The 25,466-nt window shown below is 70.1% G+C and carries 19 protein-coding genes; 17 read left to right on the forward strand and 2 right to left on the reverse strand.

Translation table 11 applies throughout. The annotated features are described in order from the left end of the window. Positions 1–16: 16 nt before the first annotated feature. The 6 genes from HHL15_RS05060 (at position 17) to HHL15_RS05085 (ending at position 4,908) form a co-directional block, all read left to right on the forward strand. On the forward strand, positions 17–529 hold the full coding sequence (locus HHL15_RS05060) for a DUF2242 domain-containing protein (RefSeq protein WP_169144745.1): 513 nt from the start codon (positions 17–19) through the stop codon (positions 527–529). Next, on the forward strand, positions 529–1,740 hold the full coding sequence (locus HHL15_RS05065; RefSeq protein ID WP_169144746.1) for a lytic murein transglycosylase: 1,212 nt from the start codon (positions 529–531) through the stop codon (positions 1,738–1,740). The genes HHL15_RS05060 and HHL15_RS05065 overlap by 1 nt, the downstream gene beginning before the upstream one ends. Beyond that, positions 1,740–2,582 carry an NADPH-dependent 7-cyano-7-deazaguanine reductase QueF gene (queF, locus tag HHL15_RS05070; protein WP_169144747.1) on the forward strand — a complete coding sequence of 281 codons (843 nt, stop codon included), beginning with the start codon at positions 1,740–1,742 and terminating at the stop codon, positions 2,580–2,582. Before HHL15_RS05065 ends, queF begins: the two co-directional genes overlap by 1 nt. A 43-nt stretch (positions 2,583–2,625) precedes the next feature. Further along, positions 2,626–3,681, forward strand: coding sequence for a UDP-N-acetylmuramate dehydrogenase (gene murB, locus HHL15_RS05075; RefSeq protein WP_169144748.1), 1,056 nt, complete (start codon positions 2,626–2,628; stop codon positions 3,679–3,681). 68 nt (positions 3,682–3,749) lie between these two features. Beyond that, positions 3,750–4,316 carry a hypothetical protein gene (locus HHL15_RS05080; RefSeq protein WP_169144749.1) on the forward strand — a complete coding sequence of 189 codons (567 nt, stop codon included), beginning with the start codon at positions 3,750–3,752 and terminating at the stop codon, positions 4,314–4,316. Positions 4,317–4,545: 229 nt separating this feature from the next. Continuing rightward, the gene (locus tag HHL15_RS05085) at positions 4,546–4,908 is read left to right on the forward strand and encodes a cupin domain-containing protein (RefSeq protein ID WP_169144750.1); all 363 of its coding nucleotides are present in this window, start codon (positions 4,546–4,548) and stop codon (positions 4,906–4,908) included. A gap of 43 nt (positions 4,909–4,951) precedes the next feature. On the opposite strand, the gene HHL15_RS05090 is transcribed toward HHL15_RS05085, so the two are convergent. Beyond that, complete coding sequence (locus HHL15_RS05090; protein ID WP_169144751.1) at positions 4,952–5,755, reverse strand: alpha/beta hydrolase; 804 nt, start codon at positions 5,753–5,755, stop codon at positions 4,952–4,954. Positions 5,756–5,953: 198 nt separating this feature from the next. Here HHL15_RS05090 and trmA point away from each other — a divergent pair, with 198 nt between their 5' ends. The 5 genes from trmA to HHL15_RS05115 all read left to right on the forward strand — a co-directional run bounded on the left by trmA (position 5,954) and on the right by HHL15_RS05115 (position 11,682). Continuing rightward, positions 5,954–7,051, forward strand: coding sequence for a tRNA (uridine(54)-C5)-methyltransferase TrmA (gene trmA, locus HHL15_RS05095; protein ID WP_169144752.1), 1,098 nt, complete (start codon positions 5,954–5,956; stop codon positions 7,049–7,051). Continuing rightward, complete coding sequence (locus tag HHL15_RS05100; RefSeq protein WP_169144753.1) at positions 7,051–7,545, forward strand: hypothetical protein; 495 nt, start codon at positions 7,051–7,053, stop codon at positions 7,543–7,545. The genes trmA and HHL15_RS05100 overlap by 1 nt, the downstream gene beginning before the upstream one ends. Before the next feature lie 98 nt (positions 7,546–7,643). After that, on the forward strand, positions 7,644–8,822 hold the full coding sequence (locus tag HHL15_RS05105; protein ID WP_169144754.1) for a sensor domain-containing diguanylate cyclase: 1,179 nt from the start codon (positions 7,644–7,646) through the stop codon (positions 8,820–8,822). Between the two features lie 208 nt (positions 8,823–9,030). Continuing rightward, positions 9,031–9,813: a 3-hydroxybutyrate dehydrogenase gene (locus HHL15_RS05110; RefSeq protein ID WP_169144755.1), complete on the forward strand. Its 783-nt coding sequence runs from the start codon at positions 9,031–9,033 to the stop codon at positions 9,811–9,813. A 24-nt stretch (positions 9,814–9,837) separates the two neighbouring features. Then, a complete protein-coding gene (locus HHL15_RS05115; protein ID WP_169144756.1) occupies positions 9,838–11,682 on the forward strand; it encodes a VWA domain-containing protein in 1,845 nt (614 codons plus the stop codon). Between the two features lie 7 nt (positions 11,683–11,689). Here HHL15_RS05115 and HHL15_RS05120 read toward each other — a convergent pair whose 3' ends face one another. Next, positions 11,690–12,448, reverse strand: a complete 759-nt coding sequence (locus tag HHL15_RS05120) for an EAL domain-containing protein (RefSeq protein ID WP_169144757.1) — start codon at positions 12,446–12,448, stop codon at positions 11,690–11,692. Between the two features lie 247 nt (positions 12,449–12,695). Here HHL15_RS05120 and HHL15_RS05125 point away from each other — a divergent pair, with 247 nt between their 5' ends. The 6 genes from HHL15_RS05125 (at position 12,696) to HHL15_RS05150 (ending at position 25,462) form a co-directional block, all read left to right on the forward strand. Beyond that, positions 12,696–14,732 carry a TonB-dependent receptor plug domain-containing protein gene (locus HHL15_RS05125; RefSeq protein WP_169144758.1) on the forward strand — a complete coding sequence of 679 codons (2,037 nt, stop codon included), beginning with the start codon at positions 12,696–12,698 and terminating at the stop codon, positions 14,730–14,732. A gap of 67 nt (positions 14,733–14,799) precedes the next feature. Next, complete coding sequence (locus tag HHL15_RS05130) at positions 14,800–15,267, forward strand: YfiR family protein (RefSeq protein ID WP_169144759.1); 468 nt, start codon at positions 14,800–14,802, stop codon at positions 15,265–15,267. 15 nt (positions 15,268–15,282) lie between these two features. Continuing rightward, entirely contained in the window at positions 15,283–18,696 is a 3,414-nt protein-coding gene (locus tag HHL15_RS05135) for a response regulator (RefSeq protein WP_169144760.1), read from the forward strand. Continuing rightward, positions 18,693–21,638, forward strand: coding sequence for an EAL domain-containing protein (locus HHL15_RS05140; protein ID WP_169144761.1), 2,946 nt, complete (start codon positions 18,693–18,695; stop codon positions 21,636–21,638). The genes HHL15_RS05135 and HHL15_RS05140 overlap by 4 nt, the downstream gene beginning before the upstream one ends. A gap of 57 nt (positions 21,639–21,695) precedes the next feature. Beyond that, positions 21,696–22,826 carry a metallophosphoesterase family protein gene (locus tag HHL15_RS05145; protein WP_169144762.1) on the forward strand — a complete coding sequence of 377 codons (1,131 nt, stop codon included), beginning with the start codon at positions 21,696–21,698 and terminating at the stop codon, positions 22,824–22,826. After that, a complete protein-coding gene (locus HHL15_RS05150) occupies positions 22,823–25,462 on the forward strand; it encodes an AAA family ATPase (RefSeq protein WP_169144763.1) in 2,640 nt (879 codons plus the stop codon). The genes HHL15_RS05145 and HHL15_RS05150 overlap by 4 nt, the downstream gene beginning before the upstream one ends. Positions 25,463–25,466: the final 4 nt, after the last annotated feature.

A 25,466-nucleotide genomic window follows, 5' to 3' on the forward strand; every position in this document is an offset into this window, starting at 1 on the left:
CCGAGTACCGCCATCCATGCGTCACCGTGTCACCCTGCTGATCCTGACCCTCGCCCTGGCTGCCTGCAGCAACCTCTCCTCCAAGCCCAAGGAGGAGAGCTACAAGCTCGAGAACTTCACGCCTGACTCACCCTACGAGCAGTCCTTCGAAGTGCCCCCCCAGGCGGCCTGCGAAGCCGGTCGGCGCGCGCTCCTCAGCCAGGGCTACCTGATCGACGAGAGCAAGCCCGACGCGGTCAAGGCCCGCAAGTTTTTCCAGCCCAACCGCGAAAGCCAGGTCCAGCTCACCTTCAGCCTTTTCTGCCTGGCCGAGGGCGAAGGGGCTGCCGTGTATGCCAACGTCCGCCAGGTCCGGGAGGAGCTGAAGGCCGGCTCGGCCAGCACCGGCCTGAGCGTCACCGGCATCGGCTCCCTGTCCCTGCCCTTCGGCGGCAACAACGAAACCCTGGTCAAGGTGGGCGAGGAAACCGTCACCGACGCCGACTTCTACGGGCGCTTCTTCGCCCTGATGCAATCCTTCATACGTTGATGAAACCACTCACCCGAATCCTTGCCGGGATCGCCCTGAGCGCCGCCGGCCTGGCCCACGGCGCACACGCCGCCGACCTCCCAGACCCATCGCGTTTCACCCCCTGCGTGGCCGAGCTGAAATCCGGCGCCACCGCCCGGGGAGTGTCCGGCAGCGGTTACGAGCGCCTCACCGCCAGCCTGCAGCCCGACCTGAAGGTACTGGACTTCCTCGATTACCAGCCCGAGTTCCGCACCCCGATCTGGGACTACCTCTCCGGCCTGGTGGACGACGAACGGGTTGCCGACGGGCAGGCCATGCTCAGGCAGTGGGGTGACACCCTCAACGCGGTGGCGGCCCGCTACAAGGTCGATCCGGCCACAGTGGTTGCCGTGTGGGGCGTGGAGAGCAACTTCGGCCGCAACTTCGGCTCCCGCCCCCTGCTCACCTCCCTGGCCACCCTGTCCTGCTACGGCCGCCGCCAGGCCTACTTCCGCGGCGAGTTCTTCGACGCCTTGAAGATCGTCGACGCCGGCGACGTGAAGGCCGAGCAGATGGTCGGCTCGTGGGCCGGCGCCTTCGGCCACACCCAGTTCATGCCCTCCACCTTCCTGCGCCTGGCCGTAGACTTTGACGGTGACGGCCGCCGCGACCTGGTCGGCAGCGTTCCCGACGCCCTCGCCTCCACCGCCAACTTCCTGCGCAAGGCCGGCTGGCGCGAAGACGAGGTGTGGGGCTACGAAGTGCGCCTGCCCGCCGGCTTCGACGCCAGCAGCGCCGGCCGCCGCAACAAGCAGCCCCTGTCCGCCTGGGCCGCCCGCGGCCTCAAGCGCAGCGACGGCAGCCCCCTCGCCGGTGACGGCAACGCCGGCCTGCTGCTGCCCGCCGGCCCCAAGGGCCCGGCCTTCCTGGTGTTCCGCAACTTCGACGCCATCTACGGCTACAACGCCGCCGAGAGCTACGCCCTGGCCATCGCCCACCTGTCCGACCGGCTGCGCGGCGGCGGCGCCTTCACCACCCCCTGGCCCACCGACGATGCCGGCCTGTCCCGCGCCGAACGCCGCGAGCTGCAAGTCCTGCTGGCCGCCCGCGGCCATGCCATCGGCGCCATCGACGGCATGCTCGGCGACGCCAGCCGGGCCGCCATCCGGGTCGAACAGCAACGCCTCGGCCACACCGTGGACGGCCGTGCCGGGCAGAAGCTGCTCAAGGCGCTCAAGGAGAACCGTTGATGAGCACAGCAGCCTCTCACCCCGACGCCTCGCCCCTCGGCAAGGCCGTCGCCTACGCCGAGCATTACGCCCCCGAGCTGCTCTTCCCCATCGCCCGCCAAGGCAAGCGGGACGAGATCGGCATCGCGGCCGACGCCCTGCCCTTCATCGGCGAAGACTTGTGGACCGCCTTCGAGCTCTCCTGGCTCGGCCCCAGGGGCAAGCCGGAGGTGGCCCTGGCGCACTTCCGGGTGCCAGCTGATTCGCCCAACATCGTCGAGTCCAAGTCCTTCAAGCTCTACCTCAACGCCTTCAACCAAACCAAGGTGAACGACGTGGCCGAACTGCAGGCGACCCTCGCCCGCGATCTGTCCGCCGCCGCCGGCGCCCCGGTCACGGTGCAGGTCGAGCCCCTCTCCAGCCGCCCCGCACGGGCCATCGGCTACCCGCAGGGCGTGCTCCTCGACACCCTCGACATCGAGGTGGACCGCTACACCCCCGACCCCGGCCTGCTGCGCAGCGACGCCGGCCAGCCGGAGGTGGAGGAAACCTTGTATTCCCACCTGCTCAAGTCCAACTGTCTGGTCACCGGCCAGCCCGACTGGGGCATGGTGGCCATGCATTACCGCGGCGCCCCCATCGACCGGGAGGCCCTGCTGCGCTACATCATCTCCTTCCGCCGCCACAACGAATTCCACGAGCAGTGCGTGGAACGCATCTTCACCGACGTGCTGCGCCAGTGCCGCCCGGCCGAGCTGTGCGTGTGGGCCCGCTACACCCGCCGCGGCGGGCTGGACATCAACCCCTGCCGGCGCACGCCGGGCCTGCCCGCTCCGGCGGTCCTGGCGGAGGTGAGGCAATGAGCGCCCCCGCCCGCCCGTCACGCTGCACCAGGAAGATCGCGCCATGAGCCGCAACCCCACCGTCTCCGCCGACAGCCTGCTGCGCCAGGACGTACCGCTCGACAGCCTCAACACCCTGCGCCTGCCCGCCCGGGCCGCCTGGTTCGCCGCGGTGGACGAGGTGGACGGCCTGCGCGCCGTGCTCGACGACCCGCGGGTGGCCGGCCTGCCCCGCCTGGTGCTCGGCGGCGGCTCCAACCTGGTGCTCACCGGCGATTTTCCCGGCCTGGTGCTGCACGTGGCCTTCCATGGGCGCAACCGCATCCAGGAAGACACGGATGCCTTCTTCGTGCGTGCCGGCGGCGGCGAGAACTGGCACGACTTCGTGCGCTGGACCCTCGACATGGGCATGCCCGGCCTCGAGAACCTGTCCCTCATCCCCGGCACCGTGGGCGCCGCGCCGGTACAGAACATCGGCGCCTACGGCCTGGAGATGGCCGAGCACTTCTACAGCCTGCGCGCCTACGACCTGGAAACCGGCAAGACCGTGGGCTTCGACAAGCGCGACTGCGCCTTCGGCTACCGCGACAGCTTCTTCAAGCAGGCCGGCAAGGGCCGCTACCTGATCGCCGCCGTCACCTTCCGCCTGCCCAAGGCGTGGGCGCCCAACACCGGCTATGCCGACGTGGCCCGTGAGCTGGAGACCCAAGGCATCGCTCACCCCAACGCCCTGCAGGTGTCGGACGCGGTCATCGCCATCCGCCGCCGCAAGCTGCCCGACCCGGCCGAGATCGGCAACGCCGGCAGCTTCTTCAAGAACCCGGTGGTGGACGCCGCCAGCCATGCCTGCCTGGCCGCCGCCCACCCGGGCCTGCCCAGCTACCCGCAGCCCGACGGGCGGGTCAAGCTGGCCGCCGGCTGGCTGATCGAGCAGGCCGGCTGGAAGGGCCGCCGCCTCGGCCCGGTGGGCTGCTACGACAAGCAGGCCCTGGTGCTGGTCAACCATGGCGGCGCCACCGGTGCCGACGTGCTTGCCACCAGCCGCGCGGTACAGCGCGACGTGCAGGCCCGCTTCGGGGTTGAGCTGGAGCCGGAGCCCGTCTTCGCTGGGGAGGCGTAGAAAGGTGCCCTAAAGCTTTTCGGAACCATGCCGAAAACCCGGGACCCAGTCCAAAAGCGGAGAAAGTAATGACAGCAGCAGACGAACGTCGCGGCACCAGCGCCCACATGCCCGATCTGGACTGGAGCCAGGTGCGTGAGACCGTGCTGATGCTCGAGCTGGCGGTCGGCCAGATCGAAGCGGCGATGAAGGAAGGCCACAGCTCGGTGGAAGTGCTGACCGACTCCTTCACGTCGATGGCCGGCTACATGCGCATGATGGGCACGGCCCTCGAGCAGCTGCCCGACTCCCCCGCCACCGCCCAGCTCAAGGAATCGCTGATCGGCCACGCCGCCGAAGTGGCCGGCCGGGTCCAGAAATCCATCATCGCCTTCCAGTTCTACGACAAGCTCAGCCAGCGCCTGGCCCACGTCTCCCACAGTCTGGAAGCGCTCAGCAGCCTGGTCACCGACCAGCGCAAGCTCTACAACCCCTTCGAGTGGGTCGCCCTGCAGGAAAAGATCCGCGCCAAATACTCCACCCGCGAAGAGCTCGACATGTTCAACGCGGTGATGCAGGGCATGCCGGTGAAGGAAGCGCTGGACCAGTACAAGGCCGAGATGAAGGATAAAGGCGACGACGTCGAACTCTTCTGAACGCACCCCGTAAAGCTACTGCGCGCCCCGATCTTGCAACTCCGGTGCTCGCCGTACTCATGTACGGCTGTGCTCCTCATTGCGACCTCGGGGCGCTCGCTACGCTTTCCGGGGCACGTTCGAAATCGCGGTTTTTTTGTAAGGCTTTCTGATGGGGCGGCGGGGGTGGGGGTAAAGGCGTAAACTGCGGCGCCTTCCGTTTAAACCTACCCTACTGCCGGATTCCGCAATGCCGCCCGTCATCCATTTTGCCGACCCTGCTCCCGACCCCGTCGAAGACCGCCCCGCTGCCAGCCGGGCGATTGGTGCGCCGCCGCTGCGCCTGACCGCGGAGCGCTACGCGGCCGAGGACGGGGCGCTGTCGATGGGCGACTGGGAATGCGAGCCGGGGGCCTGGCGGATCGCCTTCCACGAAGGGCGGCACGAGTTCTTCCAGGTGGTCCGCGGCCGCCTGCGCATCATCGACACGGCAGGCAACGCGCGGGAGTTCGGCCCCGGCGACGCGGGCATCATCCCCACCGGCTTCATCGGCACCTTCGAGGTGGTAGAGCCCGTGCTCAAGCGCTACGTGATGTTCGACCGCAAGGGTTAGCCGCCCCTGCGTCAGCTCCTCACGTGGTTAGCCCCTAAAGCGGTCACCCCCTAACGCTGTCCGCCCAGTCGGCCAGGGCCCGGGCGGCCTCTTCCCATTGCGGGTCCAGCATCAGCATGTGCCCGGCACCGTCCACCACCACCTGCCGGGCGCGCCAGGAGAGGGCCGTGAAGAACAGCATCGACGGGGGGAACACCGCGTCCTCGCGCCCACCCATCACCAGCGCGGGGATGTCCGGCCGGCGCCCGACGGGGTGGAAGGGCAGGGTCGCCATCTCGGCCACCGCCTGTTCCGATTCGTCCTGGATCATCGGCAGGCAAGCCAGCACCGCGTCAAGCGACATCTCCGGCGAGAAATACACCTCGGCCATCACCTCCAGCGTGCGCTGGGTGGGGTGGCCGGACGTCACCCGCGGCAGCTCGGCGAAGAACTCCGGCCGGGTCAGCGCCAGGCGGGCCGCCGATCCGCCAGTGCCGGTGGGCGGCACCGGCGACAGCAGGGCCAGGCCGGCCGCCTGGCCGCTCGCCAGGTAGCGCTGCACCACCAGGCTGCCCATGGAATGCCCGACCAGGATGGGCAGGGCCGGCAGGCTGGCGACCGCCTCCGCCAGGTCCACCGCATAGTCGGCCAGCCCGAACCCGTGCAGCGATGCCCGCGCCGCGCTCTGCCCGTGGCCGGACAGGTCCACGGTGTAGCAATCAAAGCCCCGCGCATTGAAATAGGGGACAAAGTTCGGCATCCAGCACAAGGCGTGGGTGTAGGCACCGTGCACGAACAGCAGCGGCGGGCGGCTTCCCGCGGGGGTGGCGGCAGGGTGGGCGTAGAGCTTGAAATTCCGGATCGGCATGATGGGTCGGCAGTGAATGGGGTCGGGGCTTGGAACGCCAGGCAGGGCGCGGGTTCCGGCACGGGGCGGATTCCATGCCCGGGCCGCGCGGCGGGCAGGCCCCGGCGGCCCGCCGCGCACGGGCTCCCCCGGCAGGCCCGAGAAGCGTATATTCGCCCCTCTTTCGCCGGCCACCGCCGGCCAGCCGGTTGCCCCGCCATGCCCCTTCCCAGCATCAACCCCGCCGACTACGACCACCAGCTTGCCGCCAAGGTGGCGGCCTTCAAGGCCGATTTCGCCGGCTTCGGCCTGCCCGAGCCCCTTGTGCACGCCTCCGCGCCCCTCCACTACCGGCTACGCGCCGAATTCCGCATGTGGCACGAGGGCGACCGGGTGGACTACGCCATGTTCGACTCGGACGACCCGAAGACCCCGGTGATCATCCAGGACTTTCCGGCCGTCGCCGCCCCCATCGCGCAGGCCATGCCGGTGCTGCGCGAGCGCCTGATGGCCAGCGAGCCCCTCAAGCGCAAGATCTTCCAGGTGGACTTCCTGGCCACCCTGAGCGGCCGGCTGATGATCTGCCTGGTCTACCACCGGCCCCTCGACGAGGCCTGGGAGGCCGCCGCTCGCGAACTGGCCACGGCCATGGACGCCCAGATCATCGGGCGCAGCCGCAAGCAGAAGATCGTGGTCGGCCAGGACTGGCTGCTCGAGGAGTTCGAGCTGGACGGCCGGCTACTGCGCTACCAGCAGATCGAGGGCAGCTTCACCCAGCCCAATGGCGGCGTGAACCGCCAGATGCTGGGCTGGGCCTGCCACCAGGTGGAGGGCGCAGGCGGCGACCTGCTGGAGCTCTACTGCGGCAACGGCAATTTCACCATGGCCCTGGCACCGCGCTTTGGCCGAGTGCTGGCCACCGAGGTCAGCAAGTCATCGGTCAAGGCCGCCCACTACAACCTGGAAGCCAACGGCGTCGGCAATGTGACGATGGTGCGCATGTCCAGCGACGAGATCAGCGATGCCCTGGCCGGCGGCCGCGAATACAAGCGCATGCAGGGAGTGGACCTGCCCGGCTACGACTTCAGCACCCTCTTCGTGGACCCGCCGCGCATGGGCCTGGACGACGCCACCGTGGCCCTGGCCCGGCGCTTTCCGAACATCCTGTACATCTCCTGCAACCCGCAGACCCTGCACGCCAACGTGGCGGCCCTGGCGGACACCCACGAGATCCGCGCCGCAGCGGTGTTCGACCAGTTCCCGTACACCCATCACCTGGAATGCGGCCTGCTGCTGACCCGCCGCCCGGAGGCCTGATGGACACCACCGCCTTCGACGAAGCCGGCGAGCCCGACAGCATCCACGAGGCGCGCCTGTGGCGGGACAACGGCTGGACCGCCCGGGTCATCAAGAACGAGGACGATGACGGCTGGGCCGTGGAGATGATCAAGGACGGCGAGGCCGAGCCGGCACTGGTGGGGCCGTGGACCATGGGCCGCGACAAGAAGAACCCCAAGCCCCTCGACGCCCCGGCCTTCCAGACCCTGGTCAAGACCGCCTCCGAAGTGCTGCGCCGCCACGAGCAGCACCTCCACGCCCTGTATCACAAGCGGCTCAGCATCAGCACCGACGACGGGCCGGTGGACGTCTTCCTCGACATCGTGCCCGACGAGTACGAGCCCTACGCCACCCTGTCGGCCCGCAACAGCTTCGACGAGCTGCTGGCCGAGGTGCGCGTCGCCGCCAGCTTCAAGCTCGACCGGCGCAGCGCCCAGAGCTGGGTGGACAGCGGCTTTGCCAGACCGCAGTAGGCGCTCAAGAGCGCTCCCGCCACGCCGTTAGGGCTTTTCCCCGCATAATGGGGAAACGATCGATCCCCCGCCCCCGGATGACGTGAAGAGAGCCTGTCTTGCCCATTGCGCCCCCCAGCCTGCGCCCCCGGCTGCCCGACACACCGGGCGGTGACCGCCCGGAGACGGCGACACAGCGCCTGTCCTGGGTCGTGCAGATGCACTACCGGATGCGCACCGCCGCCTTCGGCATGCTCTTCCTGGCGGTCTGCCTGCACGCCCGGGTCGAGGCGGTCAGCGCCAGCATCTGGCTCTTCCTCGGCGTGCTGCTGATTGTTTACCCGCACCTGCAGTTCCGCCGTGCGCGGAGCTCCAGCGCCCCGCTGGACACTGAGATGCACAACCTCAGCGCCGACTCGCTCCTCCTCGGCATGGCGGCGGCGGCCCTCGGCTTTCCCCTGTGGATCACCTTCTCGTCCCTGCTCGGCACCCTCTCCAACAACACCGCCAACAAGGGCTGGCCCGGCGTCGCCGAGACCCTGCTGGCCTTCTCCACCGGCGCCCTGATCGGCGGCCTGGTGTGGGGCTTCCGCCTGGTCCCCGGCAATGATCTGCCGACCACCCTGCTGTGCATCGTCTGCCTGACCGCCTACCTGGTGGCCATGGGCCACATCGCCTTCACCCGCATCCAGCGCCTGCGCGACACCCGCGAGGCCCTGCAGCAGCGCGAACGCGACCTGCTGGCCGCCAACGACGCCCTGCAGCGCAACCTGCAGGCCATCGACGCCCTGCAGGCGCAGCTGCGCGAGCAGGCCATCCGCGACCCGCTCACCGGGCTCTACAACCGCCGCTACCTGGACGCCACCCTGCAGCGGGAGCTCGCCCGCAGCCAGCGCGACGACCAGCCCCTGGCTCTGATCCTGATGGACCTGGACCACTTCAAGCGGGTCAATGACACCTACGGCCACCAGGCCGGCGACGCAGTCCTGCTGCAGCTGGCCCGGCTCCTCACCGAGATGGCCCGCGCCGGCGATGTGGCCAGCCGCCATGGCGGCGAGGAGTTCCTGCTGCTGATGCCCACCATGTCCCTGGCCACCGCCCGGGAACGGGCCGAGGCCCTGCGCCACGCCTTCGGCAGCCGCGGGATCCCCTTCGGCGGCCTCACGCTGCACGCCACCCTGTCCATCGGCATCGCCGCCTGCCCCGACCACGGCAACACCGCCGAGGACCTGTTCCGCCACGCCGACCGCAGCCTCTACCAGGCCAAGCACGGCGGGCGAAACCGGGTGGAAGGCTGAATCACCCGCGAAAATTGAGCCAGGACAGGGCCACGCCGCCAGCGCCACGCTAGGCTGCGCTCCATGAAGCCCGCGCGCCCCCGGCCCTTCCTTCCGCCCCCCGCCACGCCCGCCCGGCCAGCGCCGGAGATCGCCGCACGGACCGCCCCCTGCGCTAGCATCCTCCCTTTGCCCGGGCAGTCGCCCGGCACCCCACAAGGAGAGAACGATGCTGGCAGGTAGAACGGCTTTGGTGACGGGTTCCACTTCAGGAATCGGGCTGGCGGTAGCGCGGGCCCTGGCCCGGGCCGGCGCCCGGGTGATGCTCAACGGCTCGCGCCCGGCCGACGAAGCGGAGAGCCTGCGCGCCGGGCTGGCCGCCGAGACCGGCGCCGAGATCGGCTACACCCGGGCCAACCTGGCCCAGGCCGCGTCCGCCCGCGAACTGGTGGAGAGCACCATCGCCGCCTTTGGCAGCCTGGACATCCTGGTGAACAACGCCGGCATGCAGCACGTGGCGGCGGTGGACGCCTTCCCCGACGACAAGTGGGACGCGCTGATCGCCCTCAACCTGTCCTCGGTCTTCCACACCACCAAGGCCGCCCTGCCCGGCATGCAGGCGCGGGGCTGGGGGCGCATCGTCAACATCGCCTCCGCCCACGGCGTGGTCGCCTCGCCCTTCAAGGCGCCCTACACCGCCAGCAAGCACGCGGTGGTGGGCTTCTCCAAGGCCGTGGCGCTGGAAGTGGCCGAGCAGGGCATCACCTGCAACGCCCTGTGCCCCGGCTACGTGCGCACCCCCCTGATCGACAAGCAGGTGGTGGACCAAGCGAAAGTACACAACATGCCGGAAGACCGGGTGATCCGCGAGGTGATCCTGGCCGCCCAGCCCACCAAGCAGTTCGTGGAGGCGGACGAAGTGGCCGCCTTCACGGTGTTCCTGTGCTCCGATGCGGCAAAGTCCGTCACCGGCTCGGTACAACTCATCGATGGGGGCTGGACCGCGAGGTAAACAGCCCCCGCAACGGAAGCAGACATGGAAGAGTTCATCGGCGGCCTGTGGCATCGCTTCATCACCCGCGCGGCAAGCCGTAGCCACCCGGCTGCGGCCGTGCGGCTGGCCGAGATGGAGCGCAGCGCCGGAATCCTCTTCCGGGCCCTCGGCGGCGACCCCGGCCTGCGGGTGGCCCCGGCCGCCGAGGTCGAGCACGGCGCCCGCCGAAACTGGCTGGCGCGCCTGGCCCACAGCGGCGAAAAGGCCGCCCTGGCCGCGCGGGACGCGGAGACCCTGCGCCTGCCGGCCGAGATCGCCCTGTTCCCCGACCGCACTCTCAACCGCGACCTCTACCTGTGGCTGATCGCCCAGGGTGCGGCCCTGCCCGCCGCGGGCCTCGATGCCGACAGCTGGATCAGCGCCAACCAGCAGGCCAGCACCGCCACCCTGGCCGCCTTTCCCGGCTTTGCCGCGCGCTACCGCCGCCTGGTGGCCGCCGTGCTGGCGGAGCGCCCCGACCCCGCCCGCCTGCCGGCCGACGAGGCCGCCGCCGAACAGGCCATCCGCCAGGCCCTCGCCGAGCCGGGCAGCGTCACCCGCCTGCCCGCCGCCCGCCGCCCGCCCCAACCCGTGGCCCTATGGCTGTACCCGGCACCGGTGGCCATCGACCGGCGCAACAACGCCGCCGACCCCACCCCCGCCGAGCAGCGCGAGAGCGGCAAGAGCGCCGACGCCACCGATCGGCGCCGCCAGGCCAGCCGCGAGGACATGCCCGACGGCCGCAACGGCCTGATCCTGCCCTTCCGCGCCGAGAGCCTGCTGTCCTTTGCCGAATACGTGAAGGTCAATCGCAGCCACGAGGAGGGCGATGACGAGGACCCGGTGCGCGCCGCCAGCGAGATGGAGCAGGTGGCGGTGGCCCAGGACAGCCGCGACACGGCCTCCAAGGTGCGCTTCGACCTGGACCTGCCCTCCGCCGCCCACGACGACATCCCCCTCGAAACCGGCATCCTGCTGCCCGAATGGGACTGGAAGAAGCAGCAGCTCAAGCCGGACATGTGCCGCCTCGACGTGCTCGACCCGCGCGACGCCGAGCCCTGCGCCCTGCCTCCGCGCCTGATCGTGCCGGCCCGGCGCCTGCGCCGCCAGCTGGAAGCCCTCACCCCCGCCCGGCGCTGGCTCAAGAACCAGCCCGACGGCCAGGAGCTCGACCTGGACGCCTGCGTGCGCGCCTTCACCGACCGGCACAGCGGCCACGCCGCCAGCGCCAGCGGCGGCTACCTGTCCTGCGAGCGGCGCGAGCGCGACCTGTGCTGCCTGGTGCTGGCCGACCTGTCCCTGTCCACCGACGCCTGGGTGAGCGACGAGCAGCGGGTCATCGACGTGATCCGCGACAGCCTGTGGCTGTTCAGCGAAGCCCTCGGCGCCACCGGCGACCCTTTCGGCCTGTACGGCTTCTCGTCGCGGCGGCGCGAGCACATCCGCTTCCACCGCATCAAGGATTTCGACGATCGGGTGGACGACCGCATCCGCGGCCGCATCCAGGCCATCCGCCCGGGCTTCTACACCCGCATGGGCGCGGCCATCCGCCACGCCACGCAGATTCTCGCCAGACGCCCGGAGAGCCTGCGCCTGCTGCTGATCCTGTCGGACGGCAAGCCCAACGATGTGGATCACTACGAAGGCCGCTACGGCATCGAGGACACCCGGATGAGCCTGCACGCCGCCCGGGCCCAGGGCCTGCGCCCCTTCTGCGTCACCATCGACCGGGAGGGCGAAGCCTACCTGCCTCACCTCTTCGGGCCGGCAGGCTACAGCGTGCTGCGCAAGCCGGAAGAACTTCCGGTGCACCTGCCGCGCCTGTATGCCCGCCTGACCGCGGGCTGACGCCGCTCTAGGCCAGCCCGGGACGGGTCGTCGCCAGCACGCCGGCCACGCTGCGCGACAGCTGGCGGACGGGTTCGGCGGAGGGACGGCCGAGCAGGAAACCCTGGGCGCACTGGCAGCCCAGCTGGTGCAGCAGGGCCAGGTCGCGCGCATCCTCGACGCCTTCGGCAATGCTCCGCCCCCCCTGGCGGGCGCCCTGCGCGAGCAAGGCATCCAGACCCTGGCGACGGTCGGGATCGGCGTGGATCCGCCCGATCCGGGAGGCCGCGATCTTCAGGAAGGCGCCGTCCCTCAAATTGGGGACGGGCGTATCGAAAGCCAGGCCGCAAGCCCGTTCGGCCAGGCGGACCAGGGCAGCATCCAGGCGCTCGGCCTGTGCCGCCGCCCCCATGCACTCGACCACCATCCGCCCGGGGGCCAGGCCGGCCTTGTCGAGCAGGCGGTCGAGCGCGTCACCCTCGGCCAGATCGATGATCATCGCCTCGCCGAAGTTGATGAACAGCCGGCCGGGCAGCTGCCCCTCCACGAAGGCGTCGATCGCCAGCCCCGCGGCGAGGCGCTCCAGTTCAATCCCCAGCCCGGCATCGCGGGCCACCCGCAGCAGTTGCTCCGGCGTGTGCAGCGGCGAATCGGCAGGCCCGCGCATCAGCGTCTCGTAGCCCAGCACCTCGCGCTGCTCGAGATCGAAGATGGGCTGGAACACGACGCTCAGGGCCTGGCTGAGCAGGATGCTGCGGAGATGGGTCACGAGACCGCTGAAGTACATGGCGCGGGTGCACGGGCTGAATCAGTAATACCGACATTGTTGATGGCGGCTCACGCAATTTGAATGAAACTTTTGTGAAGTCTCTGCACGGTCACACACGCGGCGCGGAGCACAGGCACTGGAACGCCCGTTTGATCTTGATTTCATACCCGGATAAGATGCGGCGGAATTTGTAAAACGCCGTTACACCCTTTATAGCTGCCCTATTTCGCGCCCTGCCGCGCCCTCTTCGGCCGTGATCCGGATCATGAAGCCTCACCGCCTTGCGCTCCTTCTGTTCGGTCTTCCGGCCCTCTCCTGGGCTGACGCCCCGGCTATCGAAAACCTGCCCCTGGCCGGCTTCGTGGATGCCACCAGCCTCGAGCAGCTCGGCAACCTGGTGGTCACCGACACCAAGCTGGGCCAGGCACCGGATTCGGTCACCCAGCAGATCCTGGTGCTGCGCAGCGACGAGATCGAGCGCCTGCCCACCCCCAACCGCAACCTCGCCGAGCTGATGCGCCACACCTCGGGCCAGTTCGTCAATGTGCTGTCGCGCAACGACGCCAACTGGGGCGCCTACGCCGGCCTCGGCCCCAAGTACAACAGCTACCTGCTGGACGGCCTGCCGATCGACTCTTTCGTGGATGCGATGAGCCTGGACAGCGCCGCCATCGAACGGGTGGAAGTCCACAAGGGGCCGGCCTCGGTGCTTTATTCCGGCTATCTGTCGATGGACTTCGTGGGCAACGAGACGCCCCTCGCCGGCACCACCAACTTCGTGCTGCGCAACCGGGTGGACGAAGCCCAGACGCGCTTTGCGGCGGGCGCCGGCAGCTATGGCACCTTTGCCGGCAGCGCCTACACCCAGGGGCGCAGCGGCGCCCTGAGCTACATACTGAGCGCCCGCCACGAGCGTTCCGACTACACCCCCTACGGCACCCGCGGCTCGTGGCTGCACACGGTGCAATCACCGCGCTACGAGAAGGACCGGGCCTTCGCCAAGCTCAGCTACGCCCTCGACCGACCCGACCACACGGTCTCCCTGTTCTACCAGCGGACTTTCCAGCAGGGCAACATGGGCCGCCCCAATCGGGATTTCGAGCACCACTACGACACCTTCAACTTCGCCTACAACAACCCCTTCGCCACCGACTGGCACCTCCAGTTCAAGTACGGCGAGCGGCGCTACGACCGGCGCTTCGCCAACGACGCCTTTCCGGCCAGCCTGGCCCTGGTCAACCTGGAGAACACCCGCCAGACCATCCGCCCGGCCGACCTGACCTTCAGCCATCGCCACGGGCAGGACGCCCTGCTGACCCTCGGCGTCGACGCCCAGTGGGTGGACTACGCCACCGACCTGCGCGGCGCCGGTGGCGCCACATCGCGGGAGAACCGCGCCGAAGCCCGCTCGACGGGCTACTTCGTGCAGGAGAAGATCCGCCTGGACGACTGGATCCTGCGCGGCGGCCTGCGCCGCAACAGCCTGCACAACGATTACGCCCTGCTCGCCGGCAACACCCCGGACGTGCGCGCCGCCAGCTGGAGCAAGAACCTGTGGAGCCTCGGCACCCGCTACAACATGCATCCGGGCCTGGCCTTCTACGCCAACGCCGGCTCCAGCTTCATGGCCCCCACCGCCAAGCAGATCGGCGGCACGGTGTCCTCGCTGCAGGCCAGCGGCGAGCTGCCCAACCCGAACCTCAAGCCGGAGAGCGGCATCGGCCGCGATCTGGGGCTTGCCTGGCAGGCCAGCCGGGACCTGGCGGTCGACCTGCGCGCCTACCTCAACACCATCGGTGACGCCATCGTCACCAACATCGTCAGCGCCGCGCCCTCCCAAGTGCGCTCGGTGAACGCCGGCAGCGCCCGCGCCGCTGGCTACGAGGTGGATGCCCGCTACAGCCCGGCCGGCGGCAGCACCTTCTTCGCCAACTTCACGCGCACCCACAGCCGGGTCAGCGATCCGGTCAATGCGGCCCAGGACGGCAGCGCCATCCCCTTCGCCCCGGACACCCTGGCCAATGCCGGCCTCAGCCTGCGCCTGCCCGGCGAGCTCAGCGCATCCGCCTACTACCACTGGGTCGGCCGCTACTACGACAGCACCGACCGGGGCAGCCGCCAGGCCTACGGGCACTTCGGGGTGATCAACGCACGGCTGCAGAAGACCCTCGACCGCCAGGGCAGCCAGGAGGTCCGCCTGACCCTCGACCTCAACAACCTGACCGACCGGCAATACCGCATGCCCTTCGACTTCCGGGACCCCGGCTTCAATGCCTTCGTCGGCCTGGATGTGCGCTACTGAGCCTGCCGGGCGCCCTCGCCCCGCCGCGCTGCGCGCCTGCGTCCCGCTCCTGCTGGCGGCCGGCCTGATGGCCTTCGCCCCACTGGCCCGGCCGGCCGAGCTGGAGGCCAAGGTCAAAGCCGCCTACGTCTTCCATGTCATCAAGTTCGTTGACTGGCCGGCCCTGCCCGGCGACGCCCTGACCCTGTGCATCAACGGCAGCGACGCGGTCAGTGCCCTGCTCGGCGACCTGGCCGGCAAGCCGGTCAAAGACCGCCCCCTGCGCGTCCTCGCCAGCCTGCCGGCCGACGTGGCCCAGTGCCAGGTGCTGTACGTGGGCGGCCCGGAACGGCGCTGGGCCGAGCTGCAGCCCCGCCTGCGCGGCCACAGCGTGCTCACCCTCAGCGACCAGGACGGCTTTGCCCGCAACGGCGGCATCGTCGGCTTCTACCCGGAGGCCGGCAGGATCCGGCTGGAGATCAACCCCGAGGCGGCCCGCCAGGCCAACCTCCGGATCAGCGCCAAGCTCCTCGAGCTGGCGCGGACCGTCCCCTGACCCGGACCCGCGGCCATGCACAAGCGCTTCGACGGCCTGCAGATCAAGACCAAGCTGGTGGCGATCATCGTCATCACGACCCTCGCCGCCCTGCTCATCGAGGCGGTGGGCTTCATCGTCTATGAGCGGATGCGGGTCAAGGACGAGCTGGTGCGCGACCTCTCGTCGCTGGCCCGCATCGTGGCCGACCGGAGCGGCGCCGCCCTGCTCTTCAACGACGACAAGATGGCGGCCGAAACCCTCGGCGCCCTGAAGGTCAAGCGGCCGGTCACCGCCGCCGGCCTGTACGACGCCGCGGGCCAGGTCTTCGTCCGCTACGACAGCGGCGAGGAACGCGCCTACGCCTTCCCGGCCGGCCTCCGCGCCGAAAGCCGGGCCGAGATGGCCGACGGCTACCTGGTCCTGACCGAACCGGTGGTGGTGGACGGCAGCACCGTCGGCACCGTGCTGATCCGCGCCAGCCTGCGCGAGCTGGACCGCCTGTGGCGGGACTACCTGCTGATCGCCGCCGGCATCGCCCTGGTCACCTCGGCGCTGGCCCTGCTGGTGGCCACCCGCCTGCAACGCATCATCTCCGGCCCCCTCGAGCGCCTCACCCGCACCGTGCAGACGATTGCCCGGGGCAAGGACTACAGCGTCCGCGCCCGCCTCGAGAGCCGCGACGAGATCGGCACCCTGGTCGGCGTCTTCAACGGCATGCTCGATGCCATCGAGGACGGCAACGCCGCCCTGCTCACCTCCAACCAGCGCCTGTCCGACAACGAGGCCCAGCTCAAGGCCGTCAACGAAGCCCTCGAGCAGCGGGTCCGCGAACGTACCGCCGAACTGCAGGCCCTCTTCGATTCGGCCAGTGTCGGCATCGTGCTGGTGCGCGACGGCCTGATCATGCACGGCAACCGGCGCCTCGACGAGCTCTTCGGCTACCCGCCCGGCGCCCAGCTGGGCCGCCCGGCCCGCCAGTGGCTGGCCTATCCGGACGCCGGCCTGGCCGACGACGCGGAGTCCACCGCCCGCCTGGCACGCGGCGAGACCCTGTGCCAGGACGTGGAGGTGCGCCGGGGCGACGGCGAACACTTCTGGGTGCGCCTGTCGCGGCGGGTGATCGACCCGGCCAACCCGCGGCGGGGCATGGTCGGCGTGCTCGAGGACATCACCGCCGAACGCGACGCCATGGACGAGATGCTGAAGGCCAAGACCCTGGCCGAGGAGGCCTCGCGGATGAAGTCCGACTTCCTGGCCAACATGAGCCACGAGATCCGCACCCCGATGAACGCCATCATCGGCATGCTCTACCTGGCCCTCAACGCCGAGCTCACCCCCAGCCTGCAGAACTACCTGTCCAAGGCCCAGGGCTCGGCCCACGCCCTGCTCGGCATCCTCAACGACATCCTGGACTTCTCCAAGATCGAGGCCGGCAAGCTGGAGATCGAGGCCATCGAGTTCGGCCTCGACACGGTGCTGGAGCAGCTCAAGGACAGCATCGGCCTGCAGGCCGAGCACAAGGGCATCGAGTTCCTGATCCGCTACGACGTGACCATCCCGCCGGTGCTGGTGGGCGACCCGCTGCGCCTCGGCCAGGTGATGCTCAACCTGTGCAGCAACGCCATCAAGTTCACCGAGAAGGGCGAGGTGGAGCTGGCCTTCCGCTGCCTCTCCGCCACCGACGACGAGCTGGTGCTGCATTTCTCGGTACGCGACACCGGCATCGGCATGGAGCCGGAGCTGGTGGACCGCTTGTTTCAGAAATTCACCCAGGCCGACCAGACCACCACCCGCCGCTTCGGCGGCACCGGCCTCGGCCTGGCCATCAGCAAGCACCTGGCCGGGCTGATGGGCGGCCGCCTGTGGATCGAGGACTCCCACCCCGGCAAGGGCACCACGGTGTGCTGCACGGTGCGCCTGCAGATCCCCCGCGAAGCCCGCCAGCGCGGCCGCCTGGTGGAGCGGGCCGGCCCGCTGCTGCAGGGCATCCGCGTGCTGGTGGTGGACGACAACGAGGTGTCCCGCGAAATCCTTGCCGAGATGCTGCGCTTCTTCCAGCTCGACGTGGAGGTCGCCTCCAACGGCGCCAGCGCCATGGGCATGCTGCAGACCGGCGACGGCCCCCCCTTCGACATCGTGCTGATGGACTGGCGCATGCCGCCGATGAACGGCGACGAGGTGATCCGGCGCATCCACGCCAACCCGGCCATCGCCCCCAAGCCGCGCATCATCATGGTCACCGCCTATGGCCGCGAAGATGTGCTGCGCGCCGCCGCCCAGGCCGGCGCCGGTGGCATCCTGATCAAGCCGGTGTCTCCCTCGGCCCTGCTCGACACCCTGCTCAACACCCTCGGCCGCGGCCGCATCCTCGAGGACAACCCGCCGCGCCTGCCCCATGCCGGGCTGTGCGACCTGCGTGGCGCGCGCCTGCTCCTGGTCGAGGACAACGACATCAACCGGGAATTCGCCACCGAGCTGCTGGCCCGCATGAACACCGAGGTGGCCTGCGCCGGCAACGGCCAGGAAGCCCTCACCATGCTCCAGGCGCGCCCCTACGACGCGGTGCTGATGGACATCCACATGCCGGTGATGGACGGCCTGGAAGCCACCCGGCAGATCCGCGCCCTGGGCACCCAGCCTGGTGGCGAGCGCTTCCGCGACGTCCCCATCATCGCCATGACGGCCCTCGCCATGGCCCACGACGAGCAGCGCAGCCTCGAAGCCGGCATGAACGACCACATCACCAAGCCGGTATCCCCCGAGCGCCTGCAGGCCGCCCTGTCGCGCTGGCTGCACATCCCCCTGCAGGCCCCGGCCGGCGACGGGCACGCGCAGGCCGCCCTCCCGGAGGACCTGCAAAGGCTCGACGGGCTCGACGCTGCCCAGGGGGTGCGCCGCATCGGCGGCGACGCGGAGGCCTACCGCAAGCAGCTGCGGCGCTTCCGCAACCGCTATGCCGACACCGCGCAACACCTGCGCGGCCTGCTCGACACGGATGCCCTGCCTCAGGCGGAGGAGTACTGCCATGCCCTCAAGGGGGTGTGCGGCAACATCGGCGCGGATGCCCTGTCCGCCTGCATCGCCTCGATCGACGCGGCGCTCAAGCAGCACCGCCGGCCCGACGCCGCCACCCTGGCGCAGCTGGACACCCTGCTGCACCGGGTGCTCGAAGCGATTGACAGCCTGGACGCAGCCGTCGCACCCTCCAGCGCAGCCCCCCGGCTGAGCAACGCCGACGCCGCAGCCCATGTCTCCCGCCTGGCCAGGCTCCTCGAGACCGACCTCGGCGCAGCCCAGGCGGTGCTCGCCGGGTTGCGCGCCGGCACCCTCGGCAGCGAACACGAAGCCTCCATCCGCAAGGTGGCGGAGAAGATCGACCTCTTCGAGATCGACGACGCCCTCACCCTGCTCCAGGAACTGCACACGCAACTGGCCCGACAAGCATGAGCGACCTCTCCCTGCACCTCCCGGACAAGACCAAGCCGCGCATCCTGGTTGTGGATGACGTCAGCGAGAACCTGCACATCCTGGTCGGCATCCTGCGCGCCGACTACGCCGTGGTGGTGGCCACCAACGGCCCCAAGGCCCTCGAGCTGGCCAGCCGCCTGCCGGCCCCCGACCTGGTCCTGCTGGACATCCGCATGCCTGGCATGGATGGCTATGAGGTGCTCCACCGGCTCAAGTCCGACCCCGGCACGGCGGACATCCCGGTGATCTTCGTCACCGCCCTGTCCGAGTCCGCCGACGAGGCGGTGGGCCTGCGCCTGGGCGCCGCCGACTACGTCACCAAGCCGATCAACCCAGAGCTGCTGCTGCTGCGCGTGCGCAACCAGCTCGAGCTGCGCGTGCACCGGCGCCGCCACCACGCCGCCAGCCTGGGCATCGACGCCCTGCGGCGGGAGGAGAAGCCGGCCCTGCTGCTGGTGGACGACATCCCCGACAACATCCACGGCCTGGCCGCGGTGCTGCAGGACGACTACCGGATCATGGTGGCCTCCAACGGCGCGCGCGCCCTGGAGGTGGTGAGCGGCCCCCATCCGCCCGACCTGGTGCTGCTCGACATCATCATGCCGGACATGGACGGCTACGAAGTCTGCCGGCGCATCAAGGCCACCCCCGACGGCAGCCGCATCCCGGTGATCTTCGTGACCGTGGTGGACCGCGTGGTGGACAAGGTGCAGGGCTTTTCGGTGGGCGCCGCCGACTACATCACCAAACCCTTCGACATCGACGAGGTGCGTGCCCGGATCCGCACCCACCTCGACCTGAGCCGCCTGCAGCGCTCCCTCGAGGACCTGGTGGACGAGCGCATGGCCTCCCTGCACGAGGCCAACGAGGCCCTCGCCGAGAGCAAGGAGAAGTACCGCATCCTGGCCGAGTACTCGCCCAACTGGGAATACTGGGTCGACCCCCGTGGCGACTATCTCTACCTGTCCCCGGCCTGTCTGGAGGTATCGGGCTACGGCCCGGTGGATTTCATCGGCGACCCGGACCTGATGCGCAAGCTCATCCACCCGGACGACCTGCCGATCTGGGATGCCCACGACGAGCGCCAGGCCACTCCCGGCGGCTACCGCCTGCCGCCCTTCCGCATCCGCGCGCGGGACGGCTCGGAGCGCTGGATCGAACACGTCTGCCAGCCTGTCATCGACGCCCACGGGCATTTCCTGGGCACCCGCGGCACCCACCGGGACGTCACCGAGCGGGTCATGGCCGAAGAACAGCGCGACCTCGCCGCCACCGTCTTCGCCAACACCTCCGAGGCGGTCATCATCACCGACGCAGACAACCGCGTCCTCACCATCAACCCGGCCTTCACCGAGATCACCGGCTACACCCAGGACGACACCTTCGGCCGGCCGGCACGCCTGCTGCAGGCCGACCAGCTCGAGCCGGACAGCCACCGGGCCCTGTGGACCGCCGTGGAACAGACCGGCCGCTGGCAGGGCGAGATCGCCGGGCGGAGCAAGGACGGCCATGCCTTCATCGCCTGGATCACCGTCAGCACCGTGTTCCGCGACGACCGGGCGGTGCACCGCCGGGTCGTGCTGTTTTCGGACATCACCGAGAAGAAGAAGGCCGACAACCTGATCTGGACCCAGGCCAACTACGACCACCTCACCAGCCTGCCCAACCGGCGCCTGTTCAATGACCGCCTGGAGCGGGAGATCAAGAAGGCCCAGCGCGACAGCACCACCATCGGCCTGCTGTTCATCGACCTCGACCGCTTCAAGGAGGTGAACGAGACCCGCGGCCACGAAGTCGGCGACCTGCTGCTGGTGGAGGCCGCCAGCCGCATCCGCCAGTGCGTGCGCGACTACGACACGGTGGCCCGGCTGGGCGGCGACGAGTTCATGGTGATCCTGTCGGAGCTGCAGGATGGCACCGACATCGGCCGCATCGCCCAGGACATCATCGACCGCCTGTCACGCCCCTTCGAGCTGCACCGCGACGAGCACTTCGTCTCGGCCAGCATCGGCATCACCCTCTACCCGGAGGACGGCAACAGCATCAGCGAGCTGATCAAGCATGCCGAGCGCGCCATGTACCTGGCCAAGGACGCCGGCCGGGCCTGCTTCCGCTTCTTCACCCGGGCCCTGCAGGAAGGCGCCGAGGAGCGGGTGCGCCTGGCCAGCGAGCTGCGCCGCGCCATCGACGCCGGCCAGATCGAGCTCTACTACCAGCCCATCATCGAACTGGCCAGCGACCGCATCGTCAAGGCCGAGGCCCTGATGCGCTGGAAGCACCCGGAGCTCGGCTTCGTCAGCCCGGCCACCTTCATCCCGATCGCCGAAGACACCGGCACCATCCACGACCTGGGCGAATGGGCCTTCGCCCAGGTCGTGAAACAAACCGGCCAGTGGCGCAACCTGCTCGGCCCCGACATCCAGATCAGCCTGAATGTGTCGCCAGCCCAGTTCAACACCGGCCCGCAGACCTTCCAGCGCTGGATCGACGCCCTGCGCACAGCCGGCGTCCCCGGCGCCAACCTGGTGGTGGAGATCACCGAGGGCCTGCTGATGGATAACGCCCCGGGCATCCGCGACAGCCTGCTGTGCTTCCGCGACGCCGGCATCGGCGTCTCCATCGACGACTTCGGCACCGGCTACTCGTCGCTGTCCTACCTCAAGAAGTTCGACATCGACGTGCTCAAGATCGACCAGTCCTTCACCCGCAACCTGAGCCCCGACGGCGCCGACTTCGCCCTCTGCGAGGCCATCGTGGTGATGGCCCACAAGCTCGGCCTGAAGGTGGTCGCCGAGGGCGTCGAGACCGCGGAGCAACGGGACCTGCTGTGCCAGATCGGCTGCGACTACGCCCAGGGCTACCTGTTTTCCCGGGCAGTGCCGGCGGGCGAGTTCGAGGCACTCACCCTGCGCCATACATGACATGACGCGGCCCGCCCCGTGCCACAATCCGGGGCTTGCCCACCCCACCCGATGCCCGTGATCAAGCTCCTGCACACCGCCGACTGGCAGATCGGCAAGCTGTTCGGCCAGTTCGACGCCGATGACGCCAGCGCCCTGGCCGAAGCCCGCATCGCCACCGTCGAAGGCCTCGCCCGCCTGGCCACCGAGGAACAGGTGGACCTGGTGCTGGTGGCCGGCGACGTCTTCGATGCCCAGGGCATTGCCGAAAAAACCGTGCGCCGCCTCTTCAACGCCCTGGCCGGCTACCGCGGCCCCTGGGTGATGATCCCCGGCAACCACGATGCCGGCCTGGCCGAATCCGTGTGGACCCGCGCGGCCCGCCTGCAGGCCATCCCGGCCAATGTGACGGTCTGCCTGAGCCCGGGGCCCGTGCTGCTGGCCAGCCCGCCGCTGGCCATCCTGCCCGCACCGCTGACCCAGCGCATCACCTACACCGACCTCACCGAGGGCTTCGCCGCCACCGACACCCCGGCCGGCCTGCCGCGCATCGGCCTGGCCCACGGCAGCGTGCAGGGCCTGCTGGCCGACGGCATCGACTCCACCAACCCCATCGCTGCCGGCCGTGCCACCCAGGCCCGCCTGGACTACCTGGCCCTCGGCGACTGGCACGGCACCCGCCAGGTGGATGAACGCTGCTGGTACGCCGGCACCCCCGAGACCGACAACTTCAAGGGCAACGACTCCGGCAACGCCCTGCTGGTCGAGATCGACGGCCCTGGAGCCTTGCCGCGCGTCACCCCCGTCGCCACCGGGCGCTACCGCTGGCACGACCGCACGAGCGAGCTCCTGGTGGGCAGCGACACCGACCGGCTGGTGGACGAACTGGCCGGTTTCGGGGCCCTGGACGTGATCCAGCTGAGCGTTACCGGCCACACCGATCTGGCCGGGCACCGCCGCATCCAGCAGGCCATTGGCACCACCGGGGGGCGTGTCCGCAGCCTCGCCGCCGACCTCTCCGCCCTGCGCCTCGCCCCCACCGACGAGGACATCGCTGCGCTGCAGGCCGACGGCTACCTCGGCGAAGTCATCGACACACTGCGCCAGGGCCAGGAAGGCAACGACGCGGCCGCCGCCGGCGTCGCCCGCGATGCGCTGGCCCTGCTCGCCAGCCTGCTCGACGAACAGCGCGGAAGCGACACCCGATGAAGCTCAAGCGCCTGCGCCTCGAACAGTTCCGCCGCTTCCGCCAGCCCTTCCAGATCGACGGCCTGACGCCCGGCCTCAACCTGTTCACCGGCCCCAACGAAGCCGGCAAGAGCACCCTGGTCGCCGCCCTGCGCGCCGCCTTCTTCGAGCGCTACCGCTCCAGCGCGGTGGACGACCTGCGCCCCTGGGGCGACAGCGCCGCCGCGCCGACGGTGGAGCTGGACTTCGAGCTGGGCGGCCACGACTACCGCCTCACCAAGAGCTTCCTGCACAAGAAACGCTGCGAACTGCAATGGAACGGCCAGCAACTCGACGGCACCGACGCCGAAGACCGGCTGGCCGAGCTGCTCGGCTTCCAGCACGCCGGCAAGGGCGCCAGCAAGGCCGAGCACTGGGGCATCCCCGGCCTGCTGTGGATCAGCCAGGGCAGCGCCCAGGAGATCCGCGAGCCGGTCGCCCACGCCACCGACCACCTGCGCCGGGCCCTCAACACCTCCCTCGGCGAGGTAGCCGCCAGCGGCGGTGACGACCTGCTGGCCAACGTCGAGGCCCGCCGCAACGAACTCCTCACCGCCGCCGGCGGCAAACCCCGCGGCGACTACGCGGCGGCCCGCGAGCAGGAGAAGGCCCTGGAAGACGAGCTGGCCAGCCTGGACCAGGACATCGCCCAGTACAGCCAGAAGGTGGACCGCCTCGCCCGCCTGCGCCAGGAGCACACCCGTGAAGGCACCGAGCAGACCTGGGTGGCCTTCCGCGCACAGGAAGCCGACGCCCGCGCCCGGCTCGAGGCGCTGCAGGGCGTCGAACGGGAGCTCGCCGGCACCCGCCAGCAGCAGGCCCGAGGCGAAGAGCGCCTGCGCCTGCTGCGCAGCCACCTCGACGCCTTCGAACGCGAAGAGAAGGAGCTGGCCACCCGTCGCGCCGCCACGGCCGCCGCCCAGCACACCCTGGACGAAGCCGCCGCGGCCCTGACCCACTGGCAACCCCGCCACGACGAGGCCGCCCGGCGCTACGACAGCGCCCGCCACGCCCTGCGCCTGGCCCGCCAGGAGGACACCCGGCGCAACCTGGTCCGCAGCCGTGACGAGCAGCGCCGCCAGGCCGAAGCGGCCGGCGCCGCGCTGACCCAGGCCGAAGCCGCCCACGCCATCCTGCAGGCCCTCCGCCAGCAGGCCGCCGCCGGCGCCATCAAGGACAGCGAGCTGAAGACCCTGCGCGAGCTGGGAAGCCAGCTCACCGAGAACCGCATCCGCCGCGAAGCCTCCGCCACCCGCCTGGGCTACACGCTGGACGCCGGCGTGCGCCTGACACTCGACGGCCAGGGCCTGGAAGGCCGTGGCGAGCGCCACCTCTTCGACCACAGCCAGATCGACCTGCCCGGCCTCGGCCGCCTGGAGATCACCCCCGGCGGCACCGGCCTGGCCGAACTGCAACGGGCCGCCGACGAACTCGAGGACCAGCGCAGCGCGCTGCTCCAGCGCCTTGGCCTGAACAGCCCCGAAGAGGCCGAGACCCGGGCCGAAGCCCGCCGGCAGCTGGAGGCCGACCTGCGCAGCGCAGAAACCGGATTCAAGGCCCTCGCCCCCAAGGGGCTCGACGCCCTGCGCCTGGAACACGCCCAAAGAACCACCGGTGCCGCCGAGGCCGAAACCTCGCTGGCCGCCCTCGCCCCACCGCCGGAGCAGCCGCCACCCGCGGTAGCCACCGCCGAAGCCGAAGAAGAGGCTGCACGCCAGGCCCTGGCCATCCTCGACAGCCAGCTCGCCACCGCCCGCCTTGCCGAAAGCAGCGCCCGCGCCGCCTTCGCCGCCGCCACCCAGGAGCAGGCCAGCGCCCAGGCCCGCCTGGATGATCCGGCGCGCGGCCAGCGCCTCGGCGCCGCCAACGCCGAGCTGACCGACGCCCGCGCCGAACAGGACACCCTGTCCCGACGGGTCGCCGCCCTGGAGCAGCAGATCGCCGAAGCCCATCCGGACATCCTGCGCCAGGACGTGGAGCGCTACCGCAGCAGCGCCGGGGCCGCCGAAGCCCGCCACCGGGAGCGGGCCACCGAGATCTACCGGCTCGAGGTCGAGCTCGAGGCCGCTGGCGCCCGGGGCCTGGACGAACGCCGCGCCGAGATCGACCGCGACCTCGCCCAGGCCCGCCGGCGCAGCGCCGAACTGGCCCGCCGCGCCGCTGCCCTGGATCACCTGCTGACCCTGCTGCGCAGCCACCGCCAGGCCCTCACCCAGCGCCTGCAGGCCCCCCTGCAAAAGCACCTGGCCCGCTATCTCCAGCTACTCTTCCCCCGCGCCCGCCTGGACATCGACGAGAACCTCGGCCCCGGCCCTCTGACCCGGCCAGGCCCCCAGGGCGACGAAACCGGCAACCTGGAAGCCCTCAGCTTCGGCGCCCGCGAACAGATGGGCGTGATCACCCGTCTGGCCTATGCCGACCTCCTGCGCGAAGCCGGCCGCCCCACTTTGCTGGTCCTCGACGACGCCCTCGTGCATAGCGACGAAACCCGCCTCGCCCAGATGAAGCGGGTCCTCTTCGACGCCGCCGGGCGCCACCAGATCCTGCTGTTCACCTGCCACCCCGAAAAGTGGCGCGACCTCGGCGTGGCCGCCCGCACGCTGGACAGCACCCCCTAAGGAC

This window comes from Zoogloea dura (genome assembly GCF_012927165.1).
Lineage (GTDB): Bacteria > Pseudomonadota > Gammaproteobacteria > Burkholderiales > Rhodocyclaceae > Zoogloea > Zoogloea dura.